General features: G+C 48.6%; 9 protein-coding genes and 1 tRNA gene. 4 read left to right on the top strand and 6 right to left on the bottom strand.

Annotated features, from left to right (window positions below; genetic code table 11):
* Nucleotides 1-14: 14 nt before the first annotated feature.
* Nucleotides 15-977 (bottom strand): alpha-E domain-containing protein, encoded by a 963-nt coding sequence (locus tag JOY44_RS15205; RefSeq protein ID WP_171574499.1) that lies wholly within the window; start codon nt 975-977, stop codon nt 15-17.
* A gap of 17 nt (nt 978-994) precedes the next feature.
* Nucleotides 995-2,428 carry a circularly permuted type 2 ATP-grasp protein gene (locus JOY44_RS15200; RefSeq protein ID WP_171574498.1) on the bottom strand — a complete coding sequence of 478 codons (1,434 nt, stop codon included), beginning with the start codon at nt 2,426-2,428 and terminating at the stop codon, nt 995-997.
* Nucleotides 2,429-2,677: 249 nt separating this feature from the next.
* Between JOY44_RS15200 and JOY44_RS15195 the strand changes: the two genes are divergently transcribed.
* A tRNA-Gln gene (locus JOY44_RS15195) sits at nt 2,678-2,749 on the top strand.
* Nucleotides 2,750-2,908: 159 nt separating this feature from the next.
* On the opposite strand, the gene JOY44_RS15190 is transcribed toward JOY44_RS15195, so the two are convergent.
* On the bottom strand, nt 2,909-5,125 hold the full coding sequence (locus tag JOY44_RS15190) for an ATP-binding protein (protein WP_171574496.1): 2,217 nt from the start codon (nt 5,123-5,125) through the stop codon (nt 2,909-2,911).
* Between the two features lie 120 nt (nt 5,126-5,245).
* A complete protein-coding gene (locus JOY44_RS15185; RefSeq protein ID WP_171574495.1) occupies nt 5,246-7,066 on the bottom strand; it encodes an iron uptake porin in 1,821 nt (606 codons plus the stop codon).
* Between the two features lie 250 nt (nt 7,067-7,316).
* On the opposite strand from JOY44_RS15185, the gene JOY44_RS15180 reads away from it, so the two are divergent.
* Entirely contained in the window at nt 7,317-7,766 is a 450-nt protein-coding gene (locus JOY44_RS15180) for a hypothetical protein (protein ID WP_171574494.1), read from the top strand.
* 3 nt (nt 7,767-7,769) lie between these two features.
* On the opposite strand, the gene JOY44_RS15175 is transcribed toward JOY44_RS15180, so the two are convergent.
* Entirely contained in the window at nt 7,770-8,750 is a 981-nt protein-coding gene (locus JOY44_RS15175; protein WP_171574493.1) for an ABC transporter ATP-binding protein, read from the bottom strand.
* Between the two features lie 140 nt (nt 8,751-8,890).
* Here JOY44_RS15175 and JOY44_RS15170 point away from each other — a divergent pair, with 140 nt between their 5' ends.
* Nucleotides 8,891-9,028, top strand: a complete 138-nt coding sequence (locus JOY44_RS15170) for a hypothetical protein (protein WP_171574492.1) — start codon at nt 8,891-8,893, stop codon at nt 9,026-9,028.
* On the opposite strand, the gene JOY44_RS15165 is transcribed toward JOY44_RS15170, so the two are convergent.
* A complete protein-coding gene (locus tag JOY44_RS15165) occupies nt 9,029-10,864 on the bottom strand; it encodes a YcjF family protein (RefSeq protein WP_197985432.1) in 1,836 nt (611 codons plus the stop codon).
* 290 nt (nt 10,865-11,154) lie between these two features.
* Between JOY44_RS15165 and JOY44_RS31445 the strand changes: the two genes are divergently transcribed.
* The gene (locus tag JOY44_RS31445; RefSeq protein ID WP_171574491.1) at nt 11,155-12,840 is read left to right on the top strand and encodes an ATP-binding protein; all 1,686 of its coding nucleotides are present in this window, start codon (nt 11,155-11,157) and stop codon (nt 12,838-12,840) included.
* The last annotated feature ends 19 nt before the right edge of the window (nt 12,841-12,859 follow it).

Below are 12,859 nucleotides of genomic sequence, written 5' to 3'. Positions count from 1 at the left end.
TCAGCATTCGTAAGCTATGCGGCTGGCTCTAGGGCAAAAAAGGTTTCAAAAATCTTGTCGCCAACGTCATTCATCCTGCTTTGAAGGCTCTCTAAAAATTGGTGTAGCCCAACGTTGACGATCTCATCAATAGTGATGTAGTCCAAATCGGCGCGCAGTCGCCCGAGCGATCGCTCTACCGAAATACGTCCACTGCCAATGGGTGTGCCTGTAATGTGGTGGAGCGATCGCTCGGCCTCCAACACGCACGATCGCACCGAACGCGGAAACTCTCGATCTAAGATTAAAAATTCTGCAACGCCTTTGGGCGAGATGCGATGCTGTCCTTGTTTACGATACATTTCGTAGGCACTAGCAGACTTTAGCAAGGCAATCCATTGCAGTTCATCTAGAGAACTGCCCACATCTTTCACAGAAGGCAGCAAAATGTAGTATTTCACATCCAAAATACGGGCGGTCTTATCGGCACGCTCAATTAACCGTCCAATTTGTCCAAAATGCCAGCCTTCATTGTGAGTCATGGTGGCATCCATCACTCCAGAAAACAGATGACTTTGCAGTTTGACTTCCTCAAAAAACCTGAGTACAGCTGAAATATCATTCATCAACGTGTTCGATTGAGCCGCTTCTACCACCATTAGATAAAACGAGTTCACCTGCTGCCACATTTCTGAAGAAATCACTTCGCGCACCGATCTCGCATTTTCTCGCGCCGATCGCAAACAAGACAAAATGGAATTGGCATAGTCTTCATCAAATGCCAAAAACTGAGTGACACTGCCTCCGGTCGCTTTTCCATAGCGCTTTTGAAACAAGGGCAAATCACCAGTAGTTAGCACAATTGGCTCCCATTGTGTGCCTCCAGATGGAGCATCCAGCAACAGGTTAAGGTTAACTTCAACAAAACGAGCCACATTCTCCGCCCGCTCTACAGAGCGAGTCAGCCAATAAATCGAATTTGCAACACGACTGAGCATACGTTTCCCTACTTCCCCTATTTATAGACGACCCAAGTATCCTTACTGCCACCGCCTTGAGATGAGTTCACGACTAATGATCCTCGCCGCAGGGCAACGCGGGTTAACCCGCCGGGATTCACATAGATATCTTTGCCATACAAAATATAGGGGCGGAGATCCACATGGCACCCCTCAAACTGACCTTCCAACAAGGTCGGAACTCTTGATAGGCATAGTGTCGGCTGGGCAATGTAATTGCGCGGAGACGCCTTAATTCGCTGGGCAAAATCTTCCCGCTGCTCTGGCGTAGAATGGGGACCGATCAACATGCCATATCCACCGGACTCATTCGCCGCTTTTACCACCAGCGTGTCCAAATTTTCTAAGACATGGCTTAGTTGTTTCGGTTCCCAGCACAGGTAGGTGGGCACATTTGCCAAAATTGGCTGTTCGCTCAAGTAATAGCGAATCATGTCAGGAACGTAGGAGTAGATCACTTTATCATCGGCAACGCCTGTGCCTAATGCATTGGCGATCGCCACCTTACCAGCGCGATACACATCCATCAAACCGGGCACTCCCAGCAATGAATCTGCCCGAAACGCCTTGGGATCAATAAAGTCGTCATCAATCCGCCGATAAATCACATCAACGCGCTGCAATCCTTTAGTGGTTCGCATTTGCAAGTAGCCATCAGCAATCACCAAATCGCGCCCTTCCACTAGTTCCACCCCCATCTGCTGCGCCAAAAAGGAATGCTCAAAATAAGCAGAGTTGTAAATTCCGGGAGTCAGCACTACAACGGTCGGATCGGGTAGGTTATCGGGGGCAAGGTTAAGTAGTGTTTCTAAGAGATAACTTGCATATTCTTCAACGGGCTGAATTTTCATCGTGTCGAACACCACGGGAAAAGTATTTTTCATTACCCGCCGATTTTCTAGGACGTAGGACACCCCAGAAGGACACCGCAAATTATCTTCTAGCACGTACCATTGACCCGCGCGATCGCGCACCAAATCCGTCCCCGTAATGTGGCACCAAATTCCTTTGGGTGGCTGCAAGCCGATACAGGGCTTCAAAAAACCACTCGCCGAGAAGACAATTTCAGAAGGAATAATTCCATCCTTCAAAATCTTCTGATCCCCATACACGTCTGCCAAAAACAAATTGAGCGCAGCAATGCGCTGCTTCAATCCTTTTTCTAGGATCATCCATTCATCGGCAGAAATAATTCGGGGAATGATGTCAAACGGCATAATCCGCTCGGCGCCGCGACCTTCGCTGTAGACGTTGAACGTCACGCCCATCTTAAATAAAGCCACTTGAGCCGCTTGTTGTCGGCGAATCACTTCCTCCATGCCAAGCGTATGAATCCGCTCAATCAACGGCACCGCATCGGGGCGAGGCTGCCCCTTCGCTTCAAATAGCTCGTCGTAAAAATCCCCTGGTTCATAGTCGTAAAAATTCACAGGTTCAGTCCAACGCGTTTTCAGTGCATTCTACAAAAACACTGGTTCATCAACCAGTAGTCTTCATTGCAGAACTGACAGTTTGCTTAAGAATACACCTTCAGGCAACTATCAACGCTTGGAGTCGTTAACCATTGGCACTAAAACCGCTTGCAGGCGACAGTACTCCAAAATTTGATTGGCAAATGTTGACACTCCGTCGCCACAAACTGTTATATTAACCAATGTGCACTGTTTGAGTGTGCATGTTGGGGCGTCGCCAAGTGGTAAGGCAGCGGGTTTTGGTCTCGCCATCCCTAGGTTCGAATCCTAGCGCCCCAGTTTTTTACATTGTTTTTGAGTGACTTTGTACAGTGACTAATTAAGTGTCATCGATGACAAATTAATGTCATTGCGCCAATTTGCCGTCGTTGAACTGGTGGTGACAAATTAATGTCATCACTGCTAGGTCTAAATGATTGGAACCTAGGGATAGCGACTTTACACTTTAGGAGCAGACTGATGGATGGGAATTTCAATGACAAATTTCGCCCCCTGCCCTGGTGTTGAGTGGCAAGACAAATGCCCTCCATGCTTCTCCGTAATAATTTGATAACTAATCGAGAGTCCCAGGCCCGTTCCCTTGCCCACTGCCTTCGTGGTGAAAAACGGATTGAATAAGCGAGTCCGCACCGTTTCGGCAATACCTGGACCATTATCAGCGATGGTGATTTGGACTGTACCCTGACCCGTCACCGCTGTATGGAGCCACAGCGTATTGGGGTTCGCCGCGATCGCCTCAAAGGACTTGCCCTGATTCGACTCCTCAAACGCATCGATCGCGTTACTCAGAATATTCATAAAGACTTGATTGAGTTGTCCGGCATAACATTCTACCAGCGGTAATTGACCGTAGTCTTTGACTACCTGAATTTCGGGTCGTTCGGCTCGCGCCTTGAAGCGGTGCCGCAGAATCACCAATGTATTATCAATGCCCTCATGGATGTCCACGGCTTTGAACTCCGCTTCATCCAGTCGCGAGAAGTTGCGTAACGACAGCACAATTTCGCGAATCCGTTCCGTCCCCACCTTCATTGATTGCAACATCTTGACCAAATCCGTCAGCAAAAATGCCAAATCAGCGTCCTCAACTGCCTCCTGCAACTCCTGCGGTGGATGAGGGTAATAGCTCTGATAGCGTTGCAGCAGACTAACCAGTTCCTGTGTGTAATCCTCTACATGGTTCAAATTGCCATGAATGAAATTGACTGGGTTATTAATTTCATGCGCTACCCCAGCCACCATTTGCCCCAGTGCCGACATTTTTTCGCTATGCACCATTTGAGTCTGCGTCTGGTGCAACTCTTCTAGTGTTGTTTTCAGTTGGCGATTGTTTTGGCTGAGTTCGTGAGTGCGTTGCTGCACGCGGTTCTCTAACTCGGCGTTACTTTCCTCTAGCGCAGTGAACGAGTCGCGCAGTTGTCCTGCCATTTCGTTGAACGAGAGGGAGAGACTGCTGAGTTCTTGAATCCCTTTGGCTTCTACCCGCTGTTCAAGGTTGCCAGCGGCGATCGCACGACTTGCAGCACTAAGGCGGAGGATCGGACGCGTAATCCAACGCGAAGTGTAGAAGCCGAGCAGGGTGGCACCCGCCAGGGCTGCCAAACACAGGAGCAGGGTGGTACGAGTGTTGGCGTTGATTTGTGCCATAAAAGCGCTTTCGGGCACGCTGATGATCACCAGCCAATCCAAACCGTACTGGTCGCGCCAGGGAGCCACACGCACATAATGGGGTTCGCCCTGAAAATCAAACTGCAATTTTGCATTCGTGAGGGTGTCAAACCCGTTGAAGCGCTGCTGGAGTTGTTTGGCGACGGCTTGTATGGTGGGGTCAGTGCTGTTGATCGCGTTTAACCGCTGAACCTCATTTTTAACCAACTTAAAGGGTTGGGCTTTGCCAGAGTTGGCAATTAACAAACCACTGCGCTCTAGAATGAAGACCTGTTTAGCTTTAGTGACATCTAAATTTTGTAAGAACTCGCTAAGCTTCAACAGATGGATATCAGCACCAACCATTCCCAGTAACTGCTGCTTGTCATCATAAAGAGGTCGTCCCGCAGAAGCTGTAATGTAGGGACCGTAGGGAGAATTCCAGGTGTAGATGCGTGACCAAATGGGTTTCCCCGCTTTTATCGGTGCTGTGTACCAGCTTTCTTTGAAAAGCTCATAATCAAAACGACTGTTAACACGAAGGCGATTGCCTCGATCATCCGCATCATAGTTGGAGACATTATTCGGAAGCTTGGCTACCCAATCGTCGATCGTGACCGTTTTACCGTCATAACGAGCAGCTCCCATCCCCTCCCCAGTCGCTAGCCCAATCCCAATATAGGTCAGGTCATACGCCTGCATCTGATGCCAGAAATACTTACCAACAGTCTGGCGATCGCGCACGTTCAGCAAACCCATTTGCACGGCATCCGCGTTCATCTGGTTTAATTTATGGGGAATCGACAGATAAGACGTTAAATGTTGATCCACCGAACTGCTCGTTCGTGCCATCAATTGGTCTGATAGCTCGTTGACCGCTTGCTGTCCATTTCTGAGCGAGAGGTACCCCACCAACCCAACCGCTCCAAAAATTTGCAGCACAAACGGTACGATGAGCACAAATTGCAGCGGGAGTCCTTGCAGCTTATGAGAGGGGAACGCCTTCATGAGATATTTTTTTGCATAAAGATTAACCAACTTTAAGGTTCCCGCTTCTCTGCTGGTTATCTCAGTAGTATGGCTGACCCTTAACAGTTATTTTGCTGAACGCCCCCTCTTAAACCTCAGCTAGAAACTGAACTGCGCCCGCAGGTTGCCTACATAAATATTGGGATTGCTGTCAAAGTTATTGGGGTTGAAAATGGCGTAGAAGGCAGGGACGATCGCCAGACGATCATTGAGTGGGTAGTAATACGAGGCTTCCAATTCGTAAATCGTGCCACCATTACCGCCACCAGAAGCGAAGTACTGACGGCCATTGACTATATCCATCGGTGCCACAAACGTAATCGTTCCCAGTGCCCCTTTTTTGCCCAAATCAGGGAAGGCGACACCGACTTGAAACGACTGTACATTCACAGCCTGGTTGATCGGCATCAGGTTGGTATTGCCATAGCTGTAGCGCCCAAAAATGCCAAAGCCAGGGGTAATTAACCAATCCAGATTAAAGGCAAAAGTATGGGCGATCGCGTAATCTAGCCCACCGGATGTGACGGTGCCTGTAACGGGGTCAAAGATCGAAAATCCTGGACCCGCATCAACATAACCATAGGGCAGAGGAACTGCATTGGAGCCGCCAACTTGTCCACCGTACGCCTGCAATCGTGTGTAGTTATAGCGAAAGCGCAGGTTCAGTTGATCGGTGGGTGAGTAGGTCAACTCGGCAGTTGCCGCATAGGTACCCCCAAACAGTCCGAAATCGGGATTGCTAGCCGTGTTGTATCCAAAGGATGCAGGCAGGTAAGGAACACTTTCTCCCAAATAGGCAGCGGCAAAGCGCCATTGAGGATTGATATTCCACTCTAAAACGGCACCCGATCCCCAGAAGGTTGCACTTGTCTGGGTGCTGCTGATCGAGGCATAGCTGCTAGCCCCAGTGAGAAAGAAGGTAAAACGGTTGAAATCAAAGTGGTTAAACCAGTTGATGCGGGGTCCAACCGTCAGTTTGACAGCATCAGTTAGAGGGAAACTGTAGTAAAGGTCTTGAATCACGACATCCGATCGCCCCGGCACCGTTCCAGAAGTCTGATCTGTATAAGGATTGCCATAGGTGGTGAGAAAGCCAGCGGAAACAAATTGGTTGATGGATGAAATGCCATTCCCCGCTGCCAGTTGTACTGTCAACATATCGTTGCCAGTGAACGAGGTGTTGAGGGTCAACCAGGTGAGGGCACTCAGCGTGGGTTCAGCGCGATCGGTAGTTTGAACCAGCGGTCTGCCCGCTGCATCTCGACCGCCGACAAAGCGGGCATCGACTGGTGTATTGGGTAATGCCTCAAACTTGACATCGCCACCCGCAAAGGCTCCCGTCAAGTTAAACCAGGCTAGACCATTTAGTTTTGTCGTTGGTGAAAACTGCTGCTTTTCTAACGTTGCTGTGCGCGTTTCTAGCGCTTCCACTCGTCCCCCTATGGTTGCCAGTTCTACAGCAAATTGTTCCTGCAACCGCTGCAACGTAAGCAAGTCTTCTTTTTTGACCAGATCAGCGGTACTGCTTGTCAGCAATTCATTGATTCGATCCATGCAGGCATTTAGACCCGCCGCAAACTCATAGCGAGTGAGCGCTCGACTACCGCGAAAGGTTTTGTCAGGATAGCCCACAATGCAACCATACCGCTCCACTAGAGACTGTAATGACTGAAAAGCCCAATCGGTGGGTCTGACATCTGTTAGTTGAGAGATGGCTGTGACCTGCTCGATCGCGTCGTCAGGTGTTTCTAGGGCATCAGCGGCGATCTCTTGAGGATGCGTAGGCGAAACTGGAACCGTGTTTTGATGCAGTGTCTCGATCTCTAACTGTGCAGGAAATGCGGCCATAGTTGGGATGGACTGTCCACCTAAAAACATGGCAGTGACGACGACAGCCATCGTTTGGGAAAGAAGGTTCATGCGCTAGCTCAATAAATGCAGCTAAGATTTTAACCCGTTCAGCTCTGTCTCCTTCCATCACATTAGATTGACTACTTTGGCAGACATCGGTTTGAGTTGATTTATGGGTTCTGCTCAAAGGATTTGAAGCAGCTTTTGAGCCAAAAAGACCCGGAACGGTAATTACAGCAACTTTCAGGCAATCAGCCCTTTTCGAGTATGGCAAACGTTTACATTAGAGTTGCCGACTAAACGAAAGGAGCCTGATCGTATGACTATTCACAGCGCCCAACACGCATCATGGATTGCTGGAATCGTGCTGTTATGTACACCACTGATAGCACAAGCAACATGGGTAGATCAGGCGATCGCCCAAGCGCCAGCCAACAGCACGATGAAAGGGTCAGATGCCGCATCTTTAATTGAACAGTTGAAGTTAACGGCTGCTCAAAAACAGAAGATCGCTACGATTCGGAGAAATCGCACAGTTGAGATTAACAAAGTGTTGACTCCCAACCAAAAAGCCAAATTTGAAACGGCTCGTAAGTCGGGTAAAAGCACTTCAGAAACAATGGCTGCTTTGGGATTAAAGGCTGATCAAAAAAAGAAGATTGCTGAAATTGCTAAAAATTCTGCCAGTGACATTATGAGTGTGCTGAACTCACAGCAAAAGAAGCAGGTAGTGACCTATCTGAAACAACAAAGGGGAAGCTTTGAATAGCGCCTAGCTGCTGTACCGAATTCCCTGTTCATGGAGTTGATGAACAAAAAACTCTTCAAGTGAAGGGCGGGCGAGATGCATGTCAATCAACTGAGCGCCCATGAGCGTGAGACTGGCGAGAAAATCTTGAGGATTACCGAGAACCTGCCCTTGCCAACAGCCATCCTTAAACTCCAAGTTGGCAAGGCGATTTTTTAACACATCAGGATTGCCACCTTTGATTTTGGCGTGATAAGCATCGGAAGTGCCCAAAAGCTCCTGTAAAGAACCCATACAGATCAGGTTTCCTTGAGCAAGAATGGCGACGCGATCGCAAATCAACTCCACATCTGACAAAATATGACTGTTAAAAAAGATGGTTTTTCCTTGCGACTTCAAGGATAGGATAATCTCGCGAATTTGAAAGCGCCCCATGGGATCAAGCCCAGACATGGGTTCATCCAAAAACACCAACTCTGGTTCGTTAATTAGCGCTTGCGCCATGCCGATCCGTTGCAGCATTCCTTTCGAGTATTGACGAAGCTGTTTGCGTTTTGCTGCCGCTTGCGCCAATCCAACCAAGTCCAGCAGTTCAGGAATGCGCTGTCGTTGAATAGAAGAAGGAATCCCAAACAATCCTGCGGTAAATTGCAGCATTTCCCAGCCAGTTAGGTAGTCATAGAAGTAAGCATTTTCGGGCAGGTAGCCAACTCGTTGTTTGGTGGCGCGATCGCCAATGGGACTTCCCAGCAGCAAGGCTTTTCCACTGGTCGGGCGCACAATCCCCAGCAGGGTTTTGAGCAAGGTGGTTTTGCCTGCGCCGTTGGGTCCTAGCAGCCCAAATGTTTCACCCTGAAAAACTTTAAGCGTGCAGCTTTTAAGTGATTCAACTTTTTGATTGAGCCAAAACCCAGTTCGATAGGCTTTGCGTAACTCATAGGTTTCTACGACTGCTGGACGCTCAATAATGGCTGATTGAGCTAGTGAGTCAACGACAGACACCATAACGCCTTATTTCCTCAAACTCCCAAATCCAGAGTTTACCTTGTTTTCTAGTGTTTACCGATTATGGGCAAACTTCGTCAAGGTTGTCGAATTTAACAGGGTGTAAACTTGAGAAATACAGGCATTGAGGAAGCTGAGAAATGGATCGATCAAAGTTTGTTGCGGTTACCACGGGGGCGATCGCGATCGCGTTAAGTGTTGCTTACCTACTGTTGGTACAGCTTTTGGACTTTCGCGGTATGACAGCACCGGCACCTATGGGTTGGCTAGGGTTTTAGCTACTCATAGTCTTCTTCGTATTCCTCCCAATTATCTGATTTAAGGGGACGAGGTTCCCAGTCATCATCCAGTTCGGCATACAGTTTTAAGGGCGTTAAATCCGCTTCTGGAATTTCGAGTTCAATCCGATCAAGTTCACGATTCCGACGGCGATCGCTCGGGAGATTACGTTGATTCCAGGGTGTCAGCCGCACTTGTTCCAACTCCTTCGGATACTCCGGTGCTTCCGTCTCGTTGTCTGTGTCTACGTTGTCTATATCTATAGATGGCAATAGCTCATCCAGATGCAACGGTTTCACGACACGAGTAATTGCTTCCTGCACAAAGGATTTGATGAATTCATCTTTGCGGTTGAGTTGAAATTGACGCTGCACCACTTCTGTAATGCCGCCATCGCCCCAATCTTGATCATGACGAAAATATTCAATAAAGCTTTTGCCAGCGATACGGGTCAGGTAGGCAGCAGTAACCGCTTGAATAGCACGCCCGACGATAATGCCGCCAACGCTGAGTTGCAGTGCCGTTGTCACTAGGGTGATGGCTCCTTTGACAATGCCCAAACCCGTTAAGGTTTTGGCTAAGGACAGCGCCAACTCGCGCCCCCGCTCCATATTGATGTCACAGCCGTAGATCCGCCCAATTTCGACAACCATTTGAGCATTGACGGCTGCGGCTGCCAGCATATCAACCACAGGTAAGGGTGTGGCGGCAACCACTCCTGCGCCAATCCACTGAAAGCGATCGACAATTTTGTCAGCTTGGCGGCGGCGTTGGGCATCAATTAACTGACGGGCTTTATCAGCAAGCCGTTGCGATTGCAGCAAAATATTATCTGCCAGCAAATCTTCGCCTTCGGCACGTAACACCGCAACCATGCGCCGGATCAGCGGCATGATGTCGGGGTCGGGAGTCAGCGTCGTGCCATCTTCCATCCGTACCGATTGAGGATTGGCAGAAATAGCGATGACATCTGAAGGGGAAATAATGCCCCGTACTCGTTCTCGGAGTCGCGCCAAGATGAGTTCGCGATCGCTATCTAAGTACAAGTCAGATTTATTCAAAATGACCAGCGATCGCTTGCCAATTTCCGCCAGCATTTTCAACGGGTCATATTCTGACTGGCGCAGGTCATTATCTAATACAAACAGCAGCAAATCAGCTTCCGTTGCCAACTGGCGCGCCAGTTTTTCCCGCTCTGTGCCCGCTACGCCCGCCTCTAAAATTCCGGGAGTGTCAGTAATCACAATTTCCCGATTCATTCCTTTCAGTTCCAGCACATAGGTTTCGCCCACCTCTGTTGTGCCCATGGGTGCCCCAACTTGCCCCACCATCCGCCCAATGAGCGCATTGACGAGAGAGGTTTTGCCAGCCGACCCGGTGCCAAACACCACAACCTGCAAATTGCCCTGAGAAAGGCTGTGTTCAATTTCTCGCGATCGCGTCAAAAGTTCTTGCCGCGCCACCTCGTCTTGAATTTGCGATACCTGTTTTCGCACTGCTTTCAGGTTTTCTTCCGCCGCTTCTGCTTTCGCCGCTGGCACCTTAGGCGCAACGCGCCGTCGTTTTTTCTGCTGCGTGTTGGGCAAGTAAAACAAGTAGTAGACCAACGAGGCAACGAGCGTGCCAATCAGAGCAATCAACACGAAGATCAACAACTGCCCCAGCAAGGGATAGTAGCCTACTTGCCAAAATAAGCGTTGCAGCGATTCAATCAGCCAGATCATCAGTCCTAAGATGACAATCAGACCAATAATTAAAGTGACCAGACGGGGCAAACGCATGAGTGGAATTGGAGTCTTCAATGCTAGCGATTCAATGCCAGCTATCTGCTTCATTCTAAAGCCCTAAGTTGGAGACCCTCAAACAATCAGCGATCTCCTATTCTTTGACTCAACTACGAGCGACCTGCAAATCGAGAGACGCACAGCACTGTATCTCACTAAACACGAGAATCCAAGCACAAAAATTCAGCAATGTCGTAGGATGTCCAGCCGTAATCGGTGAGGATATCCCACCGCGATCGCTGAATCCATACCGATAGATAGAGAGTGATCGTTTGGAAATTGACTAAGTTTAGGGGTGACCATGGAAGCCAACCAGAATTCAGTAGTTTGATGGTGTTGAGATGACTGACGATACGACAGGCTCACTACTGACGGTTTTGCACATTGATGATGATGAACTCAGCCGTTACGTGGTTGCACGGGTTCTCAAGAAAGCTGGGTTCAAAACAATAGCTGCAAAAACTGGAGAAGAAGGGCTGCAAATTTTAGCTGAGTGTCCACCCGCTCTGATCATATTAGATGTGCAGCTACCGGGCATGAGTGGCTTTGAGGTCTGTCGTCAGATCAAGGCTAATCCCGTCACTGCGACCATTCCAGTTCTGCATCTGTCAGCTCATTTTACTCAAGGGCAGGATAAAGCACAGGGGCTAGACAGCGGTGCAGATGCTTATTTAGCGCAACCAGTTGAACCGATTGAACTGATCGCTACGGTGAAAGCGCTGTTGCGAATTCGTAAGGCAGAAGAATCTCTGCGATTCTTAGCAGAAGCCAGCAAAATGCTAGCCCATTCGCTTAATATTGAGACTATTTTAAAGACTCTGGCAGAGTTGGCAGTTCCCTACCTAGCCGATTGGTGTGTGATTCATCAGGTTCACACTGGCTTAATTCATCCTTTAGCGGTTCTACATACTGACCCTGCCATGGTTGACTTGGGATGGATGTTGGCACAAAAGCGTTTGATCAGCGATCGCAATTGTGGCATTCACCAAGCGATGAAAACGAGACAACCCATTTTGATAGCTGATGTGCCCAATTCACTGGCAAACTGCTCATCCGACTCAGAGCATTTTCAACATTTACAGAAGTTAGGATTGCAGTCTTGCATTGTTGCGCCCTTGATTGTAAATCAGCAGATATTTGGAATCATTAGATTCGTCACGGCAGAATCAGGTCGTCGCTATGATCAAGCAGATTTGAACCTTGTTCAAGACTTAACAATGCGAGCAGCTTTGGCAATTGAAAATGCCCAACTTTATCAAAAAGCCCAAGAAGCTAATCGCATGAAAGATGAGTTTTTAGCAACGCTTTCCCATGAGTTGCGATCGCCGCTGAATGCAATCTTGGGTTGGGCTCGACTCCTCAATACCCGCAAGTTTAATGAGGCTACAACGACACGAGCAATGGAAACAATCGAGCGGAGTGCTATCACCCAATCACAACTGGTGGAAGATCTTTTAGATGTCTCCCAAATGATTCGGGGTAAGCTGCGGTTAAATGTGCAATCAATGGATTTAACGAGTGTTATTCAAGCGGCGATCGCTACCGTACACCCAGCAGCCGAAGCCAAAAACATTCGGGTTCAGTTTTTATCTGAGCCAAGCAGCGAATGGATTTTAGGAGATCCAGAGCGCTTGCAGCAGGTGGTATGGAATTTATTGTCTAATGCGGTCAAGTTCACTCCGGAAAATGGACAGATTTATATTTCGTTAGAGCGGAGTCAGTCTTACATCGAGCTAGTGATGAATGATACGGGAAAAGGCATTGATCCAGAATTTGCGCCCTTTGCATTTGATCGCTTTCGTCAAGCTGATGGCTCCGCCACGCGCAACTACAATGGTTTGGGTTTAGGCTTAGCGATCGTCCGCCACCTAGTAGAGCTTCACGGCGGCACGGTGCAGGTAAACAGTGAAGGAGAAGGGAAAGGCTCAACGTTTATCGTTAAACTGCCGTTGATGCAGCACCCCAATAGTCACAAACCGGCTCAAGAGGTAACCCAATTAGAAAAGTCTATGGATCGCTGTCTCTAAAGTGCTGTTTATTGCTGAC

Source organism: Leptolyngbya sp. Cla-17, assembly GCF_016807185.1.
GTDB lineage: Bacteria > Cyanobacteriota > Cyanobacteriia > Leptolyngbyales > Leptolyngbyaceae > ULC077BIN1.
This window is presented reverse-complemented; position numbering and strand designations above follow the sequence as displayed.